The organism is Pseudomonas sp. CFII64 (assembly GCF_000416235.1).
Lineage (GTDB): Bacteria > Pseudomonadota > Gammaproteobacteria > Pseudomonadales > Pseudomonadaceae > Aquipseudomonas.
On record NZ_ATLO01000004.1, the window covers coordinates 197,771 to 220,162 of the forward strand.

Annotated in this window: 19 protein-coding genes; 9 read left to right on the plus strand and 10 right to left on the minus strand. The window is 57.9% G+C overall.

The features are described 5' to 3' along the window. The first annotated feature begins 162 nt into the window (after positions 1-162). Complete coding sequence (locus CFII64_RS01695; protein ID WP_177325382.1) at positions 163-5,193, plus strand: NEL-type E3 ubiquitin ligase domain-containing protein; 5,031 nt, start codon at positions 163-165, stop codon at positions 5,191-5,193. Between the two features lie 85 nt (positions 5,194-5,278). After that, entirely contained in the window at positions 5,279-6,409 is a 1,131-nt protein-coding gene (locus CFII64_RS01700; RefSeq protein ID WP_020289017.1) for a GNAT family N-acetyltransferase, read from the plus strand. 95 nt (positions 6,410-6,504) lie between these two features. Here CFII64_RS01700 and CFII64_RS01705 read toward each other — a convergent pair whose 3' ends face one another. The 4 genes from CFII64_RS01705 to CFII64_RS01720 all read right to left on the minus strand — a co-directional run bounded on the left by CFII64_RS01705 (position 6,505) and on the right by CFII64_RS01720 (position 10,881). Next, positions 6,505-8,337: an ABC transporter ATP-binding protein gene (locus CFII64_RS01705; RefSeq protein WP_020289018.1), complete on the minus strand. Its 1,833-nt coding sequence runs from the start codon at positions 8,335-8,337 to the stop codon at positions 6,505-6,507. A gap of 114 nt (positions 8,338-8,451) precedes the next feature. Beyond that, entirely contained in the window at positions 8,452-9,021 is a 570-nt protein-coding gene (locus tag CFII64_RS01710; protein WP_020289019.1) for a peptidylprolyl isomerase A, read from the minus strand. Between the two features lie 134 nt (positions 9,022-9,155). Continuing rightward, positions 9,156-9,944: an alpha/beta fold hydrolase gene (locus tag CFII64_RS01715; RefSeq protein ID WP_020289020.1), complete on the minus strand. Its 789-nt coding sequence runs from the start codon at positions 9,942-9,944 to the stop codon at positions 9,156-9,158. 13 nt (positions 9,945-9,957) lie between these two features. Further along, the gene (locus tag CFII64_RS01720) at positions 9,958-10,881 is read right to left on the minus strand and encodes a LysR family transcriptional regulator (RefSeq protein ID WP_020289021.1); all 924 of its coding nucleotides are present in this window, start codon (positions 10,879-10,881) and stop codon (positions 9,958-9,960) included. A 58-nt stretch (positions 10,882-10,939) separates the two neighbouring features. On the opposite strand from CFII64_RS01720, the gene CFII64_RS01725 reads away from it, so the two are divergent. The 4 genes from CFII64_RS01725 to CFII64_RS01740 all read left to right on the plus strand — a co-directional run bounded on the left by CFII64_RS01725 (position 10,940) and on the right by CFII64_RS01740 (position 14,471). Next, positions 10,940-11,254 (plus strand): hypothetical protein, encoded by a 315-nt coding sequence (locus CFII64_RS01725; RefSeq protein WP_020289022.1) that lies wholly within the window; start codon positions 10,940-10,942, stop codon positions 11,252-11,254. Between the two features lie 162 nt (positions 11,255-11,416). Next, the gene (locus tag CFII64_RS01730; RefSeq protein WP_020289023.1) at positions 11,417-12,016 is read left to right on the plus strand and encodes an FMN-dependent NADH-azoreductase; all 600 of its coding nucleotides are present in this window, start codon (positions 11,417-11,419) and stop codon (positions 12,014-12,016) included. Positions 12,017-12,221: 205 nt separating this feature from the next. Further along, positions 12,222-13,436 (plus strand): aldose 1-epimerase family protein, encoded by a 1,215-nt coding sequence (locus tag CFII64_RS01735; RefSeq protein ID WP_020289024.1) that lies wholly within the window; start codon positions 12,222-12,224, stop codon positions 13,434-13,436. A gap of 171 nt (positions 13,437-13,607) precedes the next feature. Beyond that, positions 13,608-14,471, plus strand: coding sequence for a carboxylate/amino acid/amine transporter (locus CFII64_RS01740; RefSeq protein WP_020289025.1), 864 nt, complete (start codon positions 13,608-13,610; stop codon positions 14,469-14,471). 40 nt (positions 14,472-14,511) lie between these two features. Here CFII64_RS01740 and CFII64_RS01745 read toward each other — a convergent pair whose 3' ends face one another. Continuing rightward, positions 14,512-15,777, minus strand: a complete 1,266-nt coding sequence (locus CFII64_RS01745; protein ID WP_020289026.1) for a mechanosensitive ion channel family protein — start codon at positions 15,775-15,777, stop codon at positions 14,512-14,514. Positions 15,778-15,958: 181 nt separating this feature from the next. Between CFII64_RS01745 and CFII64_RS01750 the strand changes: the two genes are divergently transcribed. Next, positions 15,959-17,305: a DEAD/DEAH box helicase gene (locus CFII64_RS01750; RefSeq protein ID WP_020289027.1), complete on the plus strand. Its 1,347-nt coding sequence runs from the start codon at positions 15,959-15,961 to the stop codon at positions 17,303-17,305. A 129-nt stretch (positions 17,306-17,434) separates the two neighbouring features. Here CFII64_RS01750 and CFII64_RS01755 read toward each other — a convergent pair whose 3' ends face one another. After that, complete coding sequence (locus CFII64_RS01755; protein ID WP_020289028.1) at positions 17,435-17,707, minus strand: hypothetical protein; 273 nt, start codon at positions 17,705-17,707, stop codon at positions 17,435-17,437. Positions 17,708-17,889: 182 nt separating this feature from the next. Between CFII64_RS01755 and CFII64_RS01760 the strand changes: the two genes are divergently transcribed. Beyond that, entirely contained in the window at positions 17,890-18,285 is a 396-nt protein-coding gene (locus CFII64_RS01760; RefSeq protein WP_020289029.1) for a hypothetical protein, read from the plus strand. Positions 18,286-18,398: 113 nt separating this feature from the next. Here CFII64_RS01760 and CFII64_RS01765 read toward each other — a convergent pair whose 3' ends face one another. From CFII64_RS01765 to CFII64_RS01780, 4 genes are all read right to left on the minus strand, one after another. Then, on the minus strand, positions 18,399-19,268 hold the full coding sequence (locus CFII64_RS01765; protein WP_020289030.1) for a DUF6279 family lipoprotein: 870 nt from the start codon (positions 19,266-19,268) through the stop codon (positions 18,399-18,401). Positions 19,269-19,330: 62 nt separating this feature from the next. Further along, complete coding sequence (locus tag CFII64_RS01770; protein WP_020289031.1) at positions 19,331-20,056, minus strand: TorF family putative porin; 726 nt, start codon at positions 20,054-20,056, stop codon at positions 19,331-19,333. A gap of 158 nt (positions 20,057-20,214) precedes the next feature. After that, positions 20,215-20,727 (minus strand): hypothetical protein, encoded by a 513-nt coding sequence (locus CFII64_RS01775; protein ID WP_020289032.1) that lies wholly within the window; start codon positions 20,725-20,727, stop codon positions 20,215-20,217. 193 nt (positions 20,728-20,920) lie between these two features. Next, the gene (locus CFII64_RS01780; protein WP_020289033.1) at positions 20,921-21,109 is read right to left on the minus strand and encodes a hypothetical protein; all 189 of its coding nucleotides are present in this window, start codon (positions 21,107-21,109) and stop codon (positions 20,921-20,923) included. Between the two features lie 316 nt (positions 21,110-21,425). On the opposite strand from CFII64_RS01780, the gene CFII64_RS01785 reads away from it, so the two are divergent. Next, positions 21,426-22,262: a S1 RNA-binding domain-containing protein gene (locus CFII64_RS01785; RefSeq protein ID WP_020289034.1), complete on the plus strand. Its 837-nt coding sequence runs from the start codon at positions 21,426-21,428 to the stop codon at positions 22,260-22,262. Positions 22,263-22,392 lie beyond the last annotated feature (130 nt).

Consider the following 22,392-nt stretch of genomic DNA (forward strand, 5'->3'; position numbering starts at 1 on the left):
CGGCGTGCCTGCAGGCAGGATTGCTTGGGGTTACGCAATGCTGGTGGCCTGGGCAGCACCCAGGAAGGTCGTTTTAGGCGAAATGCACTATTGGGCTATGTCACAACCTGCCCGCCAGGTAAGTACCGTGAGGCTAATTTCAAACACCTCGTGGACTCAACCATGTCAGACACAGCTGTTACCGAATCAATGCCGGATATTACTTTCTATAATGAACACTTTCCTAATCAGGAAATCCTGAAAAAGCGTTTGCCATGGTGGTTTACCCGATACACGCCGGATATGGCGTCGTTACAAGTGGAGTTGTACAAAAGTCAGCTGCAAAGTCTGGCGGCGCAAAAAGCGTTCAGCACGCTGATTGAACCGCTCAAATCGGTGCGCGCATTCAGCAGGCCGCTGTTGAATAACGCGATGCTTGAACAGTTCAGGGTCAAGGCGGACTGCACACAGATTTACCTGGAAGAACTCATCGCCGCCAGCCCTCTGGAAGTGACGAGGAGTTCACTACTTTCCGCTGCCCTTTTTAATTTCGCTGTTAATAAGGTATTCCTTCCAGGGGCCGTGCTTCGGTATATACCCGCTGTATATCCAGCCGATTACAGCGATGTGTGCGGGGAGCAAATTTCCTGTTCTTCAGGGCAACTGAATACCGAACCCGCAGCGTTTGCACAGATGTGCCGAACCCTCGATCTTGGCGGGAAATATCAGGCACACCTTGACAGCGTATTCAAATCCGAAACGACTTCCGGGCAGATTTCCGAAGCTTTTATTCTGAAAGAACGGCTTCGATTTGAAGTGCTGAGCCATATCGCACGGATGAAATACGATGTCAGTGCAGAGGCTTATGAAGTCTTGCTGAAGGTCGCAAAAGATGGCGAAAGGCCTGTGTGGCGCGGAGGGCCGGTTCGGTACTGTACCTTGGAAATTCTGGATCGTCGTTTCACGGGCGGATTCATGGGCGGTCTTGCGCAGGGCATCCTGATCGTCGAGTCACATACGCGGCGCAGCTATGCAGACCCTATGCCCAGGGAAGAATTGATCAGGTTTGGCGAACCCGGTCATGATTATCCGGTGGTCGTTTACATGCCAGGCGACCCTGTTCATCCGCTCAAGGAATACGGCAGTAGACTGCATTTTATTGCCGACTTGCTGACCCGGTTTACCGAGCCTTCTTTCCAAAGCTACTTCGCACGGTTTATCCGCCTGCAGTATCGTGGTCAGTTCTTTGAGAAAATGAACAGGGCACTCGAAGGGGATATCTTCAGCGAAATCGCCCCCCTCTTGATGTCCCAACAAGGCCGACCGTTTCAACTCCTGTACAACCAGGCGTTAGACACACTTTATGCCGACGCCGAAGTGCTTGCAGTACCCGTTGCGCACACCCAACACGCCGCCAACACTGGAGCACTGCACATATTCAGGTCCGTTGCCCATTTCGGATTCGATCTGGCTGATGTATTCCTGCCGGCTTCGGAAGTTCGTGACCTGTTAAAAGATACTTTCATCGCCCTTGAAGACTGGAGCGATGGCGATACCGGGAAGGCACTGGATCAGCTCTATGCTATCGGCAAGGACGCAGTAATGCTTGCGGTGCCCAAAGTTGCCAAGGAAGTCGAGAGGGTGGAAAAAGTCTATGAAGATGGAAAACAGGCGCTGGAATTCCTCAAGGAAGTACTTGAACCCGCAGTCAGTAGTTCCGGCACTTCAACCGCGGCACAGGAGGGAGCTGAGCGGGATAAGATTGTCGAAATTGAACCCGGTAATGATGTACATCAAACACAGAGCACACCCAAGCCTTCGGCATTCATCGAAAGCCTGGTTCAGGTCAAGTCCTACGATCCTTCGACGCGGTTGTGGAAACCCAGCCTGGATTCCTACGCACTGCACGGGTTGCCCGAAGGCGCCTTCCTTGACTCACGCAGCCTGTACCATGCGGGCGGCAAAACCTATCTGGCGATGGGAAAGCATTTTTACCAGATCCACCTTGACCCAACCCTGAGGAAGTGGTGCGTTCTGCATCCCGACGCCGCACCAGGTTATTCACCCGTTCTGGAAACCAACAACGCCGGTGCCTGGCGCTTCGAAGGCGAAAACCCGATGGGGTGGGATGCGTACACCGCATTTCGGCGCCTGCACGGTGACCTGGCGGTGCTTTCGGATGACACGATCCAGCACATCCTGCGGGTGACGGAAGTAGACGAAGCCCTGTTACGCAAGATCCATGTGGATAAGCTGTTCCCGCCAGCGTTGCTCATTGATTGCACCCAGCGCTTTCTTGTTGATCGTGAAGTTTCCGAGTTCATCGACCTGATGTGGGTTATAGCCAATTTCGGTTCGGCCGAGGAGCATGATCAGTTCTTCGTCGCCAGGATCGAACCGTATCTCGATTTTCTGGTGACCCTGCCGGGTTGGCCGGGTGATTGCGTATTGCGTCGTGTAGACGCACAAGGGACAGTGCTGAGTATTCATGCGCCGACCACCATCACCTTGCGCACAGTCGATGTGATGTACACCCCTGGCAGAATGAACGCACTCCTGGACGCTCTGGTGATCAAACTGTCGCCGGAGGACGTTGAGATGTTGCTGGTCGACTACGAGGGACCGAAAACTCAAGGCCAACATCTCGCGTTGCGCATTGCCTATGAAGCACAGGGTAGGCGAGGGGTACTTTTTGAGTTGCTTTACGCCGCTCTGAATCCTGCGGCCGCTCCTTTGGTCCAACTCATGAAGCGCGACTTCAAGACGCTGCCCGATACCGTTGCACGCGAGATCGTCAGCGGCGCCAACAGCGTGGAACGCAGCCGTATGGAAGAAGCCCGGCGCATCCCGCTGCGTCTGGCCGAGCAGGCTCGTGAATACCTCCAGCAATTGCGATTAAACCGGGCGCTGGAGTGTTTTTATCTGCACATCGAAACCCCCGACAGCTCCACGGTGGCCCTGGGTTTGATTAGTTCCTGGCCCGACTGGCCGCAGGATCAGGCGATTGAAGTCCGTAACGTTAATGGCGAGACGCTCTCTCGCCTGGGGGGCAGCAATACAACATCAAGCCAGCCGAGTCTGGTATTGGTGAAAACGGATGACGATTATCAAGCGTTCGACGGCAACGGCAGCCCCATTCAACTCAAGAGCGCAAGCACGCATGGCACCCTGGCGAGCGCTCTGGCGGCTCAGACGAGCCTCGCGGACGACGTGGGCCAGCTCAAGGTCGCTCTGGGAGACATAGCAACGAAGCAGCGCAGCAAGGTTAAACGACTTTTGGGTATGCGCCAGACAAAACCGGGAATCATCTGGCCTTCGCGTCTGGCTGATGGACGTGTGGGGTATCCGTTGAGTTCTCGCCTGCGAGGACTGTTCAGCAAGTTCCGCAACAACGCGCAGGCATTTTCGCCGGAGCTGGCGGTGCAGAATCTTTATCCACAGCTCACGCCCCGCGAAGTCAGGAAGTTCCTTCAGGCAGCCGCGTTGGGGCTCACTGGTACGGCCGGTGAAAAGCAGAATCAGATCCGAGCCATGCTGAATGAACTCACCGAGCAATATGCCCGACTGGAAAGCACGCTGGATCGCTGGCTGAGTGAGGTGAGACTGGCGCAGGACGGGCATTTGCCTGATGCCACTGTCGCGGGGCGTGAAACTGCCAGGACACGGATACTGGCATGCTGGCGAAAAGAAACGGCGTCGTTGATCGATCCTCAAGTGCCGGATTCGGCACACAAACTGGACCTCAGTGACCTGTCCATCGGCGCGTTGCCCGCGATAGAGGCGAACTTCAAGCACGTCCACGCGTTGACGCTGGAGAACATGGCGCTGACCGTTGCTGGCGTGGAAGCATTTCTCCGGTGCTTCCCTCAGGTGCGCTGGCTATCGTTGCGCGGCAACCTCCTGAACTCGATCCCTGTGACGTTGGGCAGCCTGTCCACCTTGAAAAGCCTGATGCTGAGCAATAATCCCGTCACTGTCGATGCCGAAGGTTTGCAATCCCTGCAACGCCTGAAGCAATTGGAAACGCTGGTACTTGAGGGCCAGGCTATCACTATCCCGGTGGCAATCGACATCAGCCAGTGGCCAGCATTGGTGGAGCTGAAACTCAGAAACTGCGGATTCGTTATCATGCTGTCCGGGTTGGGTGTTCATGAGCCGTTACGCCACGTCGATCTGCGTCATAACCGGATTATCGACATATCAGAACAGACTTTAAGCGCCATTGCCTCGCGTCCCCAACTTTATGTGCGGCTGCATCTGAACCCTCTCAGTAACGAAACCATCGAGCGGGCTTTACGCTTCTTTAATCCCATCAGGCTGGTACGCATGGGCGTTATGACCCTGCCCCGGCTGCCTGGGCGCAATCCGCCAGTTTCGGAATGGCTGGCAGAAACCGGCAGTCAAGAGCAGCTTCTGCGCTGGGCAGAGTTGCAGCTGGAAACCGGCGGGGAGGCGTTTGTCCAGTTGGTCAGTGACTTGTTCATCACGGCGGATTACCGGGATAATCGCCGGGAGTTGACTGTCCGACTCTGGCGAATGATCGATGCAATGTCCAGTTCCTACGCGCTGCAGGAGGAGCTCTTCGCGCTGGCTGCTCATCCGCAAACCTGCGGCGATGGCACCATGATCATCTTCAACCAGCTGGACGTTCGCGTATTGGTGTTTGAGCTGGAGGTCGCGAACGGAGGCGTAACACCTGTTGACATGTTCAAGCTGATCCGTGGGCTTGAACGCTTGTCTGAGCTTGAGAAAATTGCGCTTGAAGACATCAACGCAAGGATCGCGAACCAGCCGGAACTGGATCTGGCCGAGGTCAGGCTCATTTACCCCACCCGATTGCGTGAAAGCCTTGAGTTGCCGGGGCAGGCGCGCGCGATGCTGTTTGAAACCACCTCGGGGGTTACCCAGCAGATGCTGGATCAAGCCAGGAACCGGGTTCTTGCCAGGGAAAGCACCCAGGCGTTCTTCGACGCCATGATCGCCCGCAAGGACTGGATTTCGTTTCTTGAAGAGCATTATCCCGCTCGCTTTGAACAGATAAACCAGCCGTTTCATGATCGTCAGGATGTGCTCGACTCTGCTCGTGGCACCCTTACTGACGAGGCGTTTTTACGTGGCACAAACGAGGTTCTTCGGGACCGGCAAGAGGCCTGCTCGGTGCTGGCATCGCTACTGACACAGGAGATTGCCCAGTCCGCAGCCGCCGCTGGCTGACGATAAACGGGACACGGTGGTCGTGAACAATCGTCGGTTATGAGGGATACTCGCGGGCACGTCTGCTGCTCCTGGGGAATTGCGCATGTCCGTACAGACCACCGACAGCCTGAGCACGATCGCGTCCTCGCAATGGGACGCGCTCGTGCCAGGCCATTCGCCCTTCCTGCGTCATGCGTTTCTCAGCTCGCTTGAGGACAGCGGCAGCCTCGGCCCGCGCTCGGGGTGGCGGGCCGAACACCTGCTCGACGTTCAGGACGGGCAACTGGTGGCCGCCATGCCCGCCTATCGCAAATGGCATTCCTACGGCGAGTACGTGTTCGATCACAGCTGGGCCGACGCCTGCCGTCGCGCCGGAATCGCGTACTACCCGAAACTGCTGGCCGCCATCCCGTTCAGCCCGGTCAGCGGGCCGCGCATCCTGTGCGCATCCCCCGAGGCTGGCGTCCAATTGCTCGGCAGCCTGCCGGGTTATCTGGATGAGCAAGGGTTGTCCAGCGCTCACGTCAACTTCACCGATCCCTTGGCGGATGCCTTCCTGGCTGAGCAAGCCGGATGGTTGCAGCGCTATGGCTGCCAGTTTCATTGGCAGAATCGTGGCTATCGGGATTTTCAGGATTTCCTCGACGCCTTGAGTTCGCGCAAGCGCAAACAGATGCGCAAGGAGCGTGAGCAAGTGGCGGGGCAGGGCATCGAGTTCGAGTGGCTCGAAGGTCATCAACTCAGCGAAGCGTTGTGGGATTTTGTCTACGCCTGCTATTCCAATACCTACGAGATCCGTGGGCAGTCGCCTTATCTGACGCGAGAATTCTTCAGCTTGTTGGCCGAGCGTATGCCGACAGCGATTAGGGTGGTGCTGGCGCGTCAGGGTTCACGTCCGGTGGCCATGGCGTTCAGCCTGTTGGGTGGCGACAGTTTTTATGGGCGCTATTGGGGATGCCTCGCGGAGTTTGATCGCCTGCATTTCGAGACGTGTTTCTATCAGGGCATGGACTACGCGATTGCCCACGGCGTGCAGCGATTCGACGCGGGCGCGCAGGGTGAACACAAACTGATTCGCGGCTTCGAACCGGTCATCACCCGGTCGTGGCACTACCTGACGCATCCGGGATTGAAAGACGCCGTGACGGGCTTTCTCGAGCAGGAGCGCGTGGGCATATTGGCCTACGCCGAAGATGCCCGCGGGGCGTTGCCGTATCGGCAAACCGTGGAATGAATCGTTGGAGCGAGGCTTGCCCGCGAATCAGGCGCCTCGGTGAACCTGATGCACCGCGTGATCGTTCTTCGCGGGCAAGCCTCGCTCCAACAGGTTTAATCAATCCCCACAAATCCGCCGGTCTGATGCTGCCACAACCTTGCGTACAAGCCGCCGTGGGCCAGCAGTTCGGCATGGGTGCCGCTTTCGGCGATCTGGCCGCGTTCCAGGACCACCAAGCGGTCCATCCGCGCAATGGTCGACAAACGGTGAGCGATGGCAATCACGGTCTTGCCTTGCATCAGGGTTTCGAGGCTTTCCTGAATGGCTGCTTCAACTTCCGAATCCAGCGCCGAGGTGGCCTCATCCATGATCAGAATCGGCGCATCCTTGAGCAGCACGCGGGCAATCGCAACGCGCTGGCGCTGACCACCGGAAAGCTTGACGCCACGCTCGCCGACATGTGCATCGAAGCCGGTCCGGCCTTCAGCGTCCGACAGCAACGGGATGAACTCATCGGCGCGGGCTTTGTGCACCGCTTCCCATAATTGTTCGTCGGTTGCATCGGGCTTGCCGTACAACAGGTTGTCGCGGATCGAGCGGTGCAACAGCGACGTGTCCTGAGTGATCATGCCGATTTTTTCCCGCAGGCTTTCCTGTGCGACGTGGGAAATGTCCTGGCCATCGATCAGAATCCGCCCGTCCTGCACGTCGTACATGCGCAGCAACAGGTTCACCAGCGTCGATTTGCCCGCGCCGGAAGGGCCGATCAAACCGATTTTTTCGCCGGGTTTGATGTCCAGGTTCAGGCCGTGAATGATCCCGTTGCCATTGCCGTAATGGAAATCAACGCCGTCGAACTTCACGCCGCCCTTGTCCACTTGCAGGCGTGGAGCAGGGTCGCGATCGGTAACGCTGACCGGTTGCGAAATGCTCTGCAGGCCGTCTTGAACCATGCCGATGTTTTCGAAGATGCCGTTGACCACCCACATGATCCAGCCCGACATGTTGACGATGCGAATCGCCAGACCCGTCGCCAGCGCGATAGCGCCCACCGAGATCATGGATTGCGTCCACAGCCACAGCGCCAAACCGGTGGTGGTGACGATCAGAATGCCGTTCATGGTGGTGATGACGGTGTCCATGGAGGTCACGACGCGGCCGGCCAGCTGGCTTTTTTCGGTCTGCTCGCTGATCGCTTCCCTAGCGTATTGCTGCTCGAAATGGGTGTGGGCGAACAGCTTGAGGGTGGTGATGTTGGTATAGCCGTCGACAATGCGCCCCATCAACTTGGAGCGCGCATCGGATGACACCACCGAACGCTCTTTCACACGCGGCACGAAGTAGCACAGGGCCAGAATGTAGGCGACGATCCAGGTCAGCAGCGGGATCATCAGGCGCCAGTCGGCTTCGGCAAACAACACCAGCGCACTGATGGCATAAATCAGTACGTGCCACAGCGCGTCCACGGCCTGCACCGCCGAATCGCGCAGCGAGTTGCCGGTCTGCATGATGCGTTGGGCGATGCGCCCGGCGAAGTCGTTCTGGAAGAACTTGATGCTTTGCTTCAGCACATAGCTGTGGTTCTGCCAGCGAATCATGCTGGTCATGCCGGGGCTGATGGTCTGATGCACCAGCAGGTCATGCAGACCGACGAAAATCGGCCGCAGCACCAGCGCGACGACGGTCATCCAGATCAGCTCGGTGGCATGGATGCTGAAGAAATTCGGGTCGGGCGTGCCTTGGGCAAGGTCGATGATGCGGCTCAGGTAACTGAACAGCGCCACTTCGATCAGCGCGCCGATCAGGCCCACCACCAACAGTGCAGCGAAGCTTGGCCAGACCTGGCGCAGGTAATAGATGTAGAAGGCGAGGACTTTATTCGGAGGGGCGTCGGTGGGTGCGTCCCGGAAGATGTCGATCAGTTTTTCGAAACGACGATAGAACATTGGCTGACGCCTGCTTGCGCGCAGGCTCTCCTTGCTTGAAGAAAACTCCCACAGTCAGACCGCGTGATCCTGACATTGCTCAGAACAATTTCACGCGGCCTGGCACATCTCGACTCAGTCGACGCGCTTGGCGGACTTGATCAGGATCGGGTCCAACGGCACGTTTTGCATGCCACCTTTGTTGCCGGCCTGGGCGTTGACGATCTGGTCGACCACGTCCATGCCCTTGACCACTTTGCCGAACACCGCATAGCCGAAATCACGACCGCCATGATCAAGCATAGCGTTGTCACTGGTATTGATGAAAAACTGGCTGGTGGCAGAATCGACAACCGAAGTGCGCGCCATGGCCAGCGTGCCGCGCACGTTGTGCAGGCCGTTATTCGCTTCGTTCTTGATCGGGTCCTTGGTCGGTTTTTGCGTCATCTGTGCAGTGAAGCCGCCGCCCTGGGCCATGAAGCCGGGAATGACGCGGTGGAAAATGGTGTTGGTGTAGAAGCCGCTGTCGACGTAGCCCAGAAAGTTCTGGGTGCTGATTGGCGCCTTGGCATCGGCGAGTTCGATTTCAATCGCGCCAAAGCTGGTGTCGAGCACGACGTGGGTCGGCTTGGCGGGTGCGGTGGCAGCCATCAGATTGGCGGCAAAAAGCACGGAGCAGGCGGCGATAGCGATTTTTTTCAACATGGGTCAGTTGATCCTGATTGAGGGTTTCGACTGCGATCAGCAATGCGGACATGCTGTGATCCAGTGCGCAAGGTAAGCACGTTTGGCTTTTTTTGCCCAGTGGCCCTATGCAAAGGGCTTAGGCGCGGGTTGCTTCAGACCGGCACGGCGTCGATGAATTCCAGCACGATGCGATTGAATTCGTCGACCTGGTCCAGCGGCGTGGCGTGCCGGGAATCGTTGATGACGATCAGCTGCGCATTGGCGATCAGGCCCACGTAAGCCTGTTTCAGCGCCACCGGCGTGTAATCCCGATCAGCGCTGATGATCAGCGTCGGGCACGTAATCCGCGAGAGTTTTTCCTGCACGCCCCAGCCGACAATGGCATCGAAACTGGCCAGGTACGCGCGTTTGTCATTCTCGGCCCATCGCGTGGCCATCTTGGTGCGCAAATGGGCCTGTTCGGGTTTGGGAAACATATTCTTGCCCAACGCCTTGCCGAGGGTTTCCATGCTCAACAGCCGGGCCAGGCTCCAGCGTTTGGCCCATTGCCAGACGTCATTGGCGCTCTTGACCTTGACCTGGGGGGCGCTGTTGACGATGCACAGGCTTTTGACCAGCGCCGGATGATCCACCGCCAGTTGAAAACTGATCATGCCACCCATGGACAGCCCGACCAGATGCACTGCGGGCAGATTCAAGTACTCGATCAGCGCCAGCACATCGCCACTGAAGCCGCGCATGCTGTAGCGTTCCCGGGGTTTGTCGGAGCGCCCATGGCCGCGCATGTCCATGACGATGACGTGATAGTGCGCCGCCAGTGCCGGAATCTGGTATTCCCAGTCCCGGCAGCTGGAGCCCAGGCCGTGCAGCAAGAGCAATGGAGCGCCCTGGCCGTATTCCTCGTAATGCAGTGTGCAACCGTCATGTTCGAAATACGCCATGGACATCTCCTTGTCAGGCTTGTTGAGGTGCTGCGAAAGGTGCGGTCAGTGGCGCGGTGTCGAACGTGCGGATCAACTCGATGAGGATCTGCGTTGCCGGGCCCAGTGGTTTGTCCTTGCTGGAATAAAGATAGAAGGTCGGGCTGCGGCTGCCGCCTTTATCCAGCGGCAAGGCCTTAAGCACGCCTTCCTTGAGTTCGCGTTCAATCAGGTGTCGAGGCAACCACGCGAAACCCAGGCCGCTGCTGACGAACGTTGCGGCGGTCGCCAGGCTGCCGACCGTCCAGCGCTGCTCAGCGCCAAGCCAGCCAACGTCCCGAGGCTGATTGCGGCCCGAGTCGCGAATCACCACCTGCAGCTGGCTTTCCAGATCCTGGAAATTCACCTCGCGCTGCAACTGGTGCAGGGGATGTTCCGGATGCGCGACAGCGACGAATTCCACGCTGCTCATTTCCGTGCCCAGATAACCCGGAATGCTGAAACCACTGATTGCCAGGTCGGCAACGCCTTCGAGCAGCACTTCTTCCACGCCGGACAGCACTTCCTCACGCAGCCGCACCCGACAACCGCGACTCTGGGGCATGAACGCGGTCAGGGCCCTGACCAGGCGTGCGTTGGGGTAGGCCGCGTCGACTACCAGACGCACTTCCGCTTCCCAGCCTTGCTCCATGTGATGGGCGAGGTCTTCGAGTTGACTGGCCTGCTTGACCAATTGCCGTGAGCGGCGCAGCAACACGCCGCCGGCTTCGGTAAGCACGGCCTTGCGCCCGTCGATACGCAGCAACGGCACACCGAGTTGATCCTGCATGCGCGCCACGGTGTAACTCACCGATGACTGCGACCGATGCAGGGCGTCGGCGGCCTGAGCGAAACCGCCATGGTCGACCACGGCCTGCAAGGTGCGCCATTGATCAAGGGTCACGCGGGGCGCTTTCATCTGTAGCTCCTTCTTACGCTTTGTCCTAATCTGCCAATCCCCTCTTGGAGACTGCCCGATGAACAGAATCTGTTGTGTGTTGCTGGCCATGCTGCCGCTGAGCGCCTGGGCGTATCCCATCGAAGTGGAAAAATACTATCAAGGCGTCGACATCGACTACACCAGCCATGACACGTTTTACGATACCGGCGCCATCACCGTGAACAACTACGGCAGCGTCCCGGCCAAATGCCGCGTGGTGTTTCAGAATGGTCCGGAGGCGCCCAAGACGCGCCGCGTGACCGTCGCCGCGAAAAAAAGCGTGGACGTGTCGGCCAAGTTCAACCGCAGCATTATCAAGCTGCGCATCAAGCTCAGCTGCGAACCGGAATAATCACTCGTCGGGCGTCAAACTGGGTAAGAGAGTAGAGCGCCCCTCTCGATAAAACAAATTTTTAGATGTTTAACAGCGGATTTTTACGCTTTTTAATCGATACAGCCTGCTCTACTCTGCACTCCATCGACTCAAGACATTCTTCGATGGAGGCACCGCCCCATGTCCCGCGTACTGATCATTGAAAGCAGCGCCCGCCAGCAGGATTCCGTCTCTCGCCAATTGACTCAACAGTTCATTGGCCAGTGGCGAGCAGCGCATCCCGACGATCAACTGACGGTCCACGACCTTGCCACCAAGCAGGTGCCGCATCTGGATGCCACGTTGCTGGGCGGCTGGATGAAGCCTTCAGAGCAGCGCACCACGACCGAACAGGCCGCGCTGGATCGCTCCAATCAGTTGACTGACGAATTGGTGGCGGCGGATGTGCTGGTGCTTGCAGCGCCCATGTACAACTTCGCTATCCCCAGCACGCTCAAAGCCTGGTTCGACCATGTGCTGCGTGCCGGTATCACCTTCAAGTACGGCGAAACCGGGCCGCAAGGCTTATTGGTCGGCAAGCGCGCCTTTGTCCTGACCGCCCGTGGCGGCATTTATGCAGGCAGCAGCCTTGATCATCAGGAACCGTACCTGCGCCAGGTGCTGGGTTTTATCGGCATCCATGACGTCACGTTCATTCACGCCGAAGGCCTGAACATGGGCGGCGACTTCGTTGAAAAAGGCATGAACCAAGCCATCGCCAAACTCGCCCAGGTCGCCTGACCCCGCTGCACTGCAGATTTCCCCTTGGCACCCGCCGCTCCTGGGTGCGTGGCCCGATTGACCCCTCTTTGGCGGTCATCGGGCTTTTTTCTGTCTGGAATTCAACGGGCCGCTCAACATTTTTGCGAAATATGACTAGACTCGGTTGCTAGCTGAATCGATTAACCCGTTGCGCAAAATCATAATTCCAATAAGGACCGCCCTCATGAAACCCCTTTCCCTGCTGCTCGGCCTCGGCGCCATTACCGCCGCCTCCAACGTTTTCGCCTGGGATTACGTCTTGCTCGATGCCGACAAGGCCGCGCAAAACCAGCAAATCACCAGCGCCCAACTCGGCGTGAAGACCGACAAACCTTTTTCCGTGACTATGCGCACCCTGCACGGCGGGCGTCAGGAAGGGGTGAGCATCATCGATATCGACAACGGCACGATGAAACTCTCGGTCGTGCCCACGCGCGGCATGAACGTATTGCGCGCTTCGGTGGGCGACGTAAGGATGGGCTGGGATTCGCCAGTCAAGGATGTGGTCAATCCGGCATTCATCGAACTCAACGGCCGTGGCGGGTTGGGCTGGCTCGAAGGCTTCAATGAGTTGGTCACGCGCTGCGGCTACGAATGGGTCGGGCATCCGGGCATGGACAATGGCGAACTGCTGACCCTGCACGGTCGCGCGGCGAATATCCCGGCGAGCAAAGTCACCTTGCACATCGACGAAAAGCCGCCTTATGCAATCAGCCTCAAGGGTGAACTTCAGGAACAGGCTTTCAAGAAAGTCGACTTCACCGTGCAGACCGAACTGGTCACCGAACCCGGCAGCGCGCGCTTTACCCTCAATGACACGCTGACCAACAACGGCGACTATCCGAAGGAATATCAGGCGCTGTATCACAGCAACTTCAGCACGCCATTCCTGGAGCAGGGCGCACGTTTCGAAGCGCCGGTGAAGCAGGTTTCGCCATTCAATGACAAGGCCAAAGGTGATCTGGCTGACTGGCAGACATACCGCGCGCCGACGCCGGACTACGACGAAACCGTCTACAACGTGGTGCCTTACGCGGATGACAAGGGCGACACGCTGACCGTGCTGCACAATAAAGCCGGCAGCCTTGGCGTCGCAGTGGGCTTCAATACCCAGCAGTTGCCAGTGTTCTCCCTGTGGAAAAATACCGACACCCAAGGCCAGGGCTATGTGACCGGGCTGGAGCCGGGCACCAGTTTTTCCTACAACCGTCGCTACCAGCGCCCATTGAGCCTGGTGCCGACCATCGGCCCGAAACAACAGCGTCAGTTCCAGATCAGCTACAGCCTGCTGGCCGATAAAGGCGCGGTGGACCAGGCTTTGGGGCAGATCAAAACCATTCAGGCCGGACGCAGCACCGAAGTGCGCAATGAGCCGTTGGTGGATTTGACCAAGGAGTAAGACGCAAAGTCCGACTCGTAGGACCGGCTTTAGCCGGGAGGTCGCTGCAGTTGCTGCAAATGGGCTGACCTCCTCCCGGCTGAAGCCGGTCCTATGTATGGACTCGCCCATAAAAAAATGACACCCAAACCCCAAAACCGCTAAGGTCGCCGGCTTCAATCGGGGGCGCATATGGGTTATCTACTTTTCGTGACGCTGATTCAGGCGTTGTCCTTCAGCCTGATCGGCGTTTATCTGGCAGGTCATGTCGACAGCTACTTTGCCGTGCTGATTCGCGTGGTACTGGCCGGGCTGGTGTTTATTCCGCTGACCCGCTGGCGTCAGGTCGAGCCGGGTTTCATGCGTGGCATGTTGCTGATCGGCGCGCTGCAATTCGGCATCACTTACGTGTGTCTGTACCTGAGCTTTCGGGTATTGACGGTGCCGGAAGTCTTGCTGTTCACCATTCTTACGCCGTTGCACGTCACGCTGATCGAGGATGCACTCAATCGACGCTTCAACCCTTGGGCTTTGTTGGCGGCACTGGTCGCGGTGCTCGGCGCCGGGGTGATTCGCTATGACGGCATCGACGGCAATTTCCTCGGCGGCTTCCTGCTGCTGCAAGTCGCCAACTTCACCTACGCCGCCGGGCAAGTGCTCTACAAACACTTGGTAGCGCGCTATCCCAGCGACCTGCCGCACTACCGGCGCTTCGGCTATTTCTACCTGGGCGCGCTGATCATCGCCTTGCCCGCGTTCCTGATGTTCGGCAACCCCCAACACCTGCCCGACGCGCCGCAGCAATGGCTGGTTTTGCTGTTCCTGGGTCTGTGTTCGACAGCGTTGGGGATGTATTGGTGGAATAAGGGGGCGTGCCTGGTCAGCGGCGGGACTCTGGCGGTGATGAACAACCTTCATGTACCCATCGGGCTGCTCATCAACTTGCTGATTTGGAACCGCCATGAGGATTTGGGTCGCTTGTTCATCGGCGGGGCGGTCATCGTGGCTTCGGTGTGGATCAGCCGCTTGGGCGTGAAAAAGCCTCGATTAACATGATCTGATTTGGCCTTCCTCGCCAACAAGTTGGCTCCTACAGTCAGGACTCAGGGACCCGCTGGGCCAACCCCGCGCGCATATCCATCCCGCTCGGTTGTTGATAGAGGCTCAAGCCAAATTCCGGCAACACCGCCAGCAGGTAATCGAAAATATCGCCTTGAATGCGCTCGTATTCGCCCCAGACGGTGGTGCGCGTAAAGCAGTAGATTTCCAGCGGCACGCCCAATGCTGAGGCTTCCAGCTGGCGGACCATGCAGGTCATGTCGGGATGAATGTCGGGATGGCTTTTCAGATAGGCCAGCGCGTAGGCGCGGAAGGTGCCGATGTTGGTCATCCGGCGCCGGTTGGCCGATAGCTGCGCCACGTTGCCCTGCGCCTGATTCCAGGCCAGCAGTTCGGCCTGTTTGCGGCTGATGTAGTCGGTCAGCAAATGCACCTGGCTCAGATGCCGCTCTTCTTCGTCGCTCACGAAACGTACGCCGCTGGCATCGATGAACAGACTGCGCTTGATGCGCCTGCCGCCTGACTGCTGCATGCCGCGCCAGTTCTTGAATGACTCGGACATCAGGCGCCAGGTCGGAATCGAGACGATGGTTTTATCGAAGTTCTGCACCTTGACCGTATGCAGCGTGATGTCCACCACATCGCCGTCGGCACCGACTTGCGGCATTTCGATCCAGTCGCCGACGCGCAGCATGTCGTTGCTGGTCAACTGCACGCTGGCCACGAACGACAGCAGCGTGTCCTTGTAGACCAACAGGATGACCGCCGACATGGCGCCAAGCCCGGAGAGCAGCAACAGCGGCGAGCGGTCGATGAGCGTGGCGACAATGATGATGGCGGCGAAGATATACAGAATCATCTTCGCCAGCTGCACATAACCCTTGATCGAGCGCGTGCGGGCGTGAGTGGTGCGCGCATAAATGTCGAGCAGCGCATTGAGCAGCGCACCCATGGCCAGGGTCATGAACAGAATGGTGAAGGCCAGCGCGACGTTGCCAATCACATTCTTGCCGGTGGCGCTCAGGTCGGGCACCAGATTCAGGCCGAACTGGATCACCAGCGACGGCGTTATCTGCGCCAGGCGCTGGAAAACCTTGTTGTGCAGAAAATCATTGAGCCAGTGCAGCGCCGGTTGCCTGCCGAGCATTTTCATGGCGTAGAGAATAAGGAAGCGCGCGACTCTGCCGAGTGCGAACGCCGCAATCAGCAACAGCAAAAGGCCGAGACTCGCGTGCAGCACCGGATGTTGATCCAGCACATCCCAAAGTTTCTGCACCCGCAGCCATAGCGATTGAATATCCATGCGACTCTTTAAGACTCCTGAAGAAATTGGCTGCGAATTAGAGCATTCATAGGCCCGTCTTGGGCGACGTATGGCAAATCGAGTAACAAAATAAGCAGTTAGTCGTAAAGAAACTCGGCCCCGGCGCTCGAAACCGTTAGGCTATGCGCCTGTATTTTTGTATTTCGTCGAGGTAGCACCCGTGTTTTCCCAATTCGCCCTGCATGAACGCCTGCTGAAAGCCGTGGCCGAGCTTAATTTTGTCGAGCCTACGCCTGTGCAAGCAGCGGCCATCCCGCTGGCGCTGGAAGGGCGTGACCTGCGGGTGACTGCGCAAACCGGTAGCGGCAAGACTGCGGCTTTTGTATTACCGATCCTCAATCGCCTGATGGGCCCGGCCAAGGTTCGCGTCGACATTCGCGCGGTGATCCTGCTGCCGACCCGCGAGCTGGCACAGCAGACGCTGAAAGAAGTCGAGCGCTTCTCCCAGTTCACCTTCATCAAGGCCGGGTTGATCACTGGTGGCGAAGACTTCAAGGTTCAGGCCGCCATGCTGCGCAAGGTGCCGGACATTCTGATCGGTACGCCGGGTCGTCTGCTGGAGCAGCTCAATGCCGGCAACCTGGACCTCAAGCAGGTTGAAGTCCTGGTTCTGGACGAAGCCGACCGCATGCTGGACATGGGTTTTGCCGAAGACGTCGAGCGTCTGGCTGGCGAGTGCCCGAACCGTCAGCAGACCTTGCTGTTCTCGGCCACCACTGGTGGTGCCGGCCTGCGCGAGATGATCGGCAAAGTGCTGACCGATCCGCAGCACTTGCAGGTCAACAGCGTCAGCGAGCTGGCTTCGGGCACACGCCAGCAAATCATCACCGCCGACCACAACAGCCATAAAGAGCAGATCGTGCATTGGCTGCTGGCCAACGAGACGTATCAGAAAGCGATTATCTTCACCAATACCAAAGCCATGGCCGACCGCCTTTACGGGCGTCTGGTGGCGCTGGACTACAAAGCCTTCGTGCTGCACGGCGACAAGGATCAGAAAGACCGCAAGGCAGCGATTGATCGCTTGAAGCAGGGCGGCACCAAGATCCTCGTGGCGACTGACGTTGCAGCGCGTGGTCTGGACGTTGAAGGCCTGGACATGGTCATCAACTTCGACATGCCGCGCAGTGGCGACGATTACGTGCACCGCATCGGCCGTACCGGTCGCGCGGGTGGCGAAGGCCTGGCGATTTCGTTGATCTGCCACGGCGACTGGAATCTGATGTCCAGCGTCGAGCGCTATCTGAAGCAAAGCTTCGAGCGTCGCACCATCAAGGAAGTCAAAGGCTCTTACGGCGGACCGAAGAAGGTCAAGGCGTCCGGCAAGGCGGTTGGCGTGAAGAAGAAAAAGACCGACGCCAAGGGCGACAAGAAGAAAACCGGCGCCAAGGCCCCGACCAAACGCAAAATCGCCAATCGTCCCAAAACCGATGCGTTGTCATTGGTCAGCAAGGACGGCATGGCCCCGTTGAAAAAGCGCAAGCCAGAAGCGCCGGCGGCTGAGTAACGATTCATAGCCAAACCCTGTAGGAGCGGATTTATCCGCGAAGGCGATATTCCGGCAGCAGAAGATGTGTCGAATGTATCGGCCCTTCGCGAATGAATTCGCTCCTACGGGTGATCGGCGGCTAACGCGCTATTCCGCTTTCTTCTCCGCCGTGTTCAATTCCTTGAGCCGCTGATCAATCAGCTGGCACTTGTCTGGCAGGTCCTTGGACGCTGTCTCCAGATTCATTTTCTGCAACTCGTCGTTGATCTCCTTGGCCTTGGTCGGATTCTGTTCGGTGAGTTTCTGCACTTCCTTGGCCAGTTGCTCGCGCTTGGCGGTTGCCTCTTCGGGCGTACATGCCCATGACGGCACGGCGGTCAGCAGGGTCAACGCGGCGGTAATGCTCAACAGGATTTTCATGGCTGCCTCTATTTCCTTTGCGGGCTTGAACGGTTGAGCGCCAGATTCGGCAAAAAGTTCAGCAGCACCGCTCAGCCGCCACGGCTGAACGGCCAGCGTCGGCGCGGGTCACAACCCTCAGTAGCAAGCCTGATGGCGGGACGTCACGGGCCATTTATCCACGCTGGATGGAGGTAAGAACAATGGAAAAGCCTTATGACTGGGACCTTATCGAACGTCTGCTGCACGAAGTGCAAAACAGCGCCGACGACAGCTTCAAACCGCGCAAATACGCCGAGGAACACGCGGCCGCTAAGGCTGCGGATGGCGAAGCAGTCGGCAATCTTGATCACCTGAAAGCCATTGCCGGTGAATACGAAGCATTGCTGCTCAGTCGCGGTTTTATCCAGCCGCGTCGGGAAGAAGAGGGTGGCAACGGTGAAAACTTCGTCCTCAGCCCGCGCGGTGCAAGCCTGCTGGCGTTGATCGACAGCAGCATCCCTGGCAACGACCATCCGCGTCAGGTGCTGGACGACCAGGAAGATCCGCTGGATCCGGTAACGTTCGAGGAAGTCGCGGCCAAGGCGCAGATTGCCTGAGTTGTACCGGCCTCGTAGGACCGGCTTCAGCCGGGAGGGCGTATGGGACCTGGATTGATGGCTCTCGCGGCTAAAGCCGCTCCTACGAGGCGAGGTTACCCCGGGCGTGATTGCTAGGCAGCCTTCGCCGCTTTCAGGCAGCTCAAGTCAGTGAAGTCCTTGCGTGTGCTGGCAATTTTCTCCAGCAATTGCTGACGCTGGTCCGGGCTGCTTTGTGCGATCAGGTCCACCAGCAAGGCAATCGCGGCTTTTTCGGTCTGGTCATACGCCACGCGGTATTGCGGCGTCCAGAACGTTTCCCGATCCTGCAACAGCTTGGCGATTTTCTCCGGGAAGTCGCTGGCCTGGCGATTCTGCACAGTGTTCACAAACAGCGCCTGCCAATGGGCGCGGTTGTCCAGCCAGGCGCGGTTCTGTTCCCCCAGCGAAGTTGACCAGCTCTGCACGCGCTGTTTCTGCGCGGCATTGAGCGAGCCGAGCCATGGGCTCAAGCGTTTTTCCATGCGTTCAGCGCGTTCGCTGATCTGCTTGTCCAGCGGCTGCTTGAGGTATTCATCCTCGCGATTGCGACGATCCTTGGCGAATGTCTCCTGCATCTCCGCGACCTGCTTGTCGTCGAGCTGCGCCAGAAGCTCCACGGCGGACGGTGTGATCTGGCGGGAGATCTGGGCAATGGCTTGCTTGGCTTCTTCAGTGCGCGCGCGCAGTTCCGGTTCGGTCACCTGATTGCTCTCGACCATGTCTTCCAGGCGATCCAGCCAGGTGAGGTAGCCGGGCAATTGGGTGCTGCAATGCCAGCTCAGATGCTCCTTGAGCCGCTCGCTCAGCCAACCCTTCTGTGTGGAATTCATCCCCAGGTAGTCATTGAGCGACCAGGGAATGATGACGTCCAGATTCCGATAAGCGAGCCCGATGCGAGTGCATCCGCCCAGCACAAACAGCGCCATCAACAACGTAATGAAGGCTTTGAACGGGGTGCGCATGAAGACTCCTCGATTGACCTGCTTATCCTGTAGAGCGGGCCTGAGGATAGCAGTTCAGTCAATCAGAAGAACGCGCGCACGGCCTTGACGGTGAAGGTGCCTTCGCACTGCGGATTGTGGCCGCTGTAGGCGCTGCAATCACTGCCGCTCAGGCTGGAGCCGCTGTAGATCAGGTTCATGTCGATGCCCATCCACGGCCGTGTGATGTTCAGTGACCAGTCGTTGAACATGCTGACCATGCCGCCATCGGTGATCTGCTGCGGCGTATCGAACTGATGATTGGCGTATTGCATGCGCACGCCGATGCCCAGCCGCTCGATACCGCCCAGATCAACGAACAGGGTGCTGTCGCGACGGCCGACGTCGTTGCTGAACGCGGCGCCGACGCGACTGTTCAGCACGCGCAGGCCGGCGTAGAACTCATGGCTGTCCAGTTGGCTGGTGTCGGGGTAGCTGTAGCGAATGATGCCCATCTCGTAGCCGAGGGTTTTGTCGAAGGGCTTCTTGAAACCCATGTACGAATCGACTTCCAGCGTGGTGTCGTCCGTAATGCCGACGCTGGGTGTCCACTGTCCGACGTAGAAGCCACTTTCGTGGGTCAGGTCCAGGCCGCCATGAAACGAGCCGCTGCCGTTTGGCGTGACCAGGCCCTGGGCCATGCTGCGCGCGGGCGAAGTGCCGAGTTTGAGATCGAAGGCACCCAATTCCCGCTCCAGAACCTGGGCAGAAGCGGACTGACAGATGACAACGACGCCCAGTGACAGGACGTATTGACGAATATTGAGCATGAGCTCACTCCCGGGGTTGAGGAGTGGGATTGGAGCAGTCGTATCGAAAACGGCGCTTCGGCAAATTGCCGGCGACCCAACAGAAACCGCGAGCTAGAGCCTCGCAAGCATACCGGCGAATGCGCGCGGGATCAGACCGTTCGTCGATCCGCGCACTATCAGTTGGAAGCGGTGGTCTGCGGCGAGGGAATAATCAGGCCGCGAATCACCACCAACGCTTGCTCGAAAGACGGATAGCCGCTCTTGGCGACATCCAGTTCGGCGTAGTCGGCGCGGTAGCGTTCAGACTGTTTCTGGTCGCTCATGCTCAGCTGTTGCGCGAGCAGGGCAATGGCCAGCGGGTGCTTGCTGCGGGCAGCATCCTGGAGCAATTCGATAACGCGTGGCTGGTCCCGTTGTTGACGAATCAGCAGCACGGCCTGGTAGAACTCGGCTTCACCGGAGGCGTCGTCGATGCCGGCACGGCGCAGCATGGCTTCAGCCAGTTCATAATTCTCCCGGTCGGCTTCACTGATCAACAGCTTGGCCTGCAGCATGTCGTTTTGGTACAGCAAGTGTTGTTCACGACAGGCGCTGCCTGCGGGGTAACCGTCATTGAGCGTGTCGTCGCAGCCGTGCGATGCACAACCACCCAGACAAATCAGTGCGCCGAAAAGCATCCAGTTCTTCATTCGTGCATTCCGCAAAGGGGTCTGGCTCCAAGGGCTTCATCCTGCCCGTCGCAGCGTCAGTACGCAACGAGCTGAGCACCAAAATGGTATGCCAGGAGGCTGAGCGAGGAGTCTAGCTGATGCAGCGAAGGATCAATCCACTAGCGCCCTGATAATCAAAGCGCATAGAGATCGACAACTGGAGCGGGGAAAATTACTTTTTGCCGAGGGTGATTTGCTTGGATGGGCCGAAAGTCTGGCCGCTGACGCCTTTGGCGATTTCCTGGATTTCACCACCGGACTTCAGAAAAGCAGCAATCTGGGCGTTGATCGAATCGCTCGTTTCAACGGCTGGAGCTGGCTTTGCTTTGGAGTTGGATGCTTTTACGCGCATGGCTGCCATTAACCTATATAAACTTGATACGGCCAGCAATTGTATATGAATGGCTTGACAATTGCTTTAAAAATATAGCCCTAAAAGCTGTGCCCCTCGCGCAGACAATTATTTATATGGGCGGATAATTAGCTCGCTAACTTGCTGTTTTGCTGCTGAAAAGTTGTTTTTGGCCGGAATCTGGCAGGACAAAAACTGCGATGGCGGGCTGAATCAGTCTGACGAATGGGGAACAAATTGTTGATTTGCGATGGGTTCCAGCGCGTCGCGATCCTGATCGGCAAACTCGGGTAGAATGTCGCCCACGTAATGAGGGTATTTGGAAATGGCGTTAATCGGGCGTTACAACAGCTTGCAAGTCGTGAAACACACTAACTTTGGTCTGTATCTGGATGGCGGGGCGGATGGCGAAATCCTGCTGCCCAACCGTTATATCCCCAAGGATATTCCCAGCGAAGACGAAGACTGGCTCAACGTTTTCGTTTATCTGGACAGCGAAGACAAGCTGTTGGCTACCACTGAAACACCCAAGGTTCAGGTCGGTGAATTCGCCAGCCTGAAAGTCGTTGAGGTCAACAGCATTGGCGTGTTCCTCGATTGGGGCCTGCCCAAGGATTTGCTGCTGCCGTACTCGGAAGAGAAGCGCACGTTGCAGGCCGGTGATTATTGCGTGGTGCATGTCTACCTGGACAAACACACCCGCCGCATCACCGCGACCGCGCGCCTGGACCGATATCTGGACAATACGCCCGCCACCTATACCGTTGGCCAGGAAGTCGATTTGCTGGTCGCCGAAGCCACCGATATGGGCTTCAAGGCGATCATCAACAACAAACACTGGGGCTTGATCCACAAGAACGAAGTGTTCAAGTTCATGCGTGCCGGCAAGCAGGAAAAGGGTTTCATCAAGGAAATCCGTACCGACGGCAATCTCAGCCTGAGCCTGCAACCGGTCGGCGCGGAAGCCTCCAGCAGCCTCAACTCGAAAATCCTCAGCAAGCTGCGGGAAAACAACGGCACGCTGCCCGTCAGCGACAAGAGCGATCCGCAGGTCATCAGCGGTTTGTTCGGCGTCAGCAAAGGCAACTTCAAAAAAGCCATTGGCGCCCTTTATAAGTCGGGCCAGATCGTGATTCACGCCGATCGTATCGATCTGGTGTGATCTCGCGTGATGGTTCTGTAGGACCGGCTTCAGCCGGGAGGGCTTGAGTTCTGGCGACGCAGTTGTTGCGTCTCCCGGCTAAAGCCGATCCTACGGATCCTACGGCGCGCATAGTCGTCGCGCAGAAATT

Bases quoted from the DNA above. Each gene is read 5' to 3' on its own strand.
- CFII64_RS01695 (WP_177325382.1), top strand. From the start codon at position 163: ATGTCAGACACAGCTGTTACCGAATCAATGCCGGATATTACTTTCTAT.
- CFII64_RS01700 (WP_020289017.1), top strand. From the start codon at position 5,279: ATGTCCGTACAGACCACCGACAGCCTGAGCACGATCGCGTCCTCGCAA.
- CFII64_RS01705 (WP_020289018.1), bottom strand. From the start codon at position 8,337: ATGTTCTATCGTCGTTTCGAAAAACTGATCGACATCTTCCGGGACGCA.
- CFII64_RS01710 (WP_020289019.1), bottom strand. From the start codon at position 9,021: ATGTTGAAAAAAATCGCTATCGCCGCCTGCTCCGTGCTTTTTGCCGCC.
- CFII64_RS01715 (WP_020289020.1), bottom strand. From the start codon at position 9,944: ATGGCGTATTTCGAACATGACGGTTGCACACTGCATTACGAGGAATAC.
- CFII64_RS01720 (WP_020289021.1), bottom strand. From the start codon at position 10,881: ATGAAAGCGCCCCGCGTGACCCTTGATCAATGGCGCACCTTGCAGGCC.
- CFII64_RS01725 (WP_020289022.1), top strand. From the start codon at position 10,940: ATGAACAGAATCTGTTGTGTGTTGCTGGCCATGCTGCCGCTGAGCGCC.
- CFII64_RS01730 (WP_020289023.1), top strand. From the start codon at position 11,417: ATGTCCCGCGTACTGATCATTGAAAGCAGCGCCCGCCAGCAGGATTCC.
- CFII64_RS01735 (WP_020289024.1), top strand. From the start codon at position 12,222: ATGAAACCCCTTTCCCTGCTGCTCGGCCTCGGCGCCATTACCGCCGCC.
- CFII64_RS01740 (WP_020289025.1), top strand. From the start codon at position 13,608: ATGGGTTATCTACTTTTCGTGACGCTGATTCAGGCGTTGTCCTTCAGC.
- CFII64_RS01745 (WP_020289026.1), bottom strand. From the start codon at position 15,777: ATGGATATTCAATCGCTATGGCTGCGGGTGCAGAAACTTTGGGATGTG.
- CFII64_RS01755 (WP_020289028.1), bottom strand. From the start codon at position 17,707: ATGAAAATCCTGTTGAGCATTACCGCCGCGTTGACCCTGCTGACCGCC.
- CFII64_RS01760 (WP_020289029.1), top strand. From the start codon at position 17,890: ATGGAAAAGCCTTATGACTGGGACCTTATCGAACGTCTGCTGCACGAA.
- CFII64_RS01765 (WP_020289030.1), bottom strand. From the start codon at position 19,268: ATGCGCACCCCGTTCAAAGCCTTCATTACGTTGTTGATGGCGCTGTTT.
- CFII64_RS01770 (WP_020289031.1), bottom strand. From the start codon at position 20,056: ATGCTCAATATTCGTCAATACGTCCTGTCACTGGGCGTCGTTGTCATC.
- CFII64_RS01775 (WP_020289032.1), bottom strand. From the start codon at position 20,727: ATGAAGAACTGGATGCTTTTCGGCGCACTGATTTGTCTGGGTGGTTGT.
- CFII64_RS01780 (WP_020289033.1), bottom strand. From the start codon at position 21,109: ATGGCAGCCATGCGCGTAAAAGCATCCAACTCCAAAGCAAAGCCAGCT.
- CFII64_RS01785 (WP_020289034.1), top strand. From the start codon at position 21,426: ATGGCGTTAATCGGGCGTTACAACAGCTTGCAAGTCGTGAAACACACT.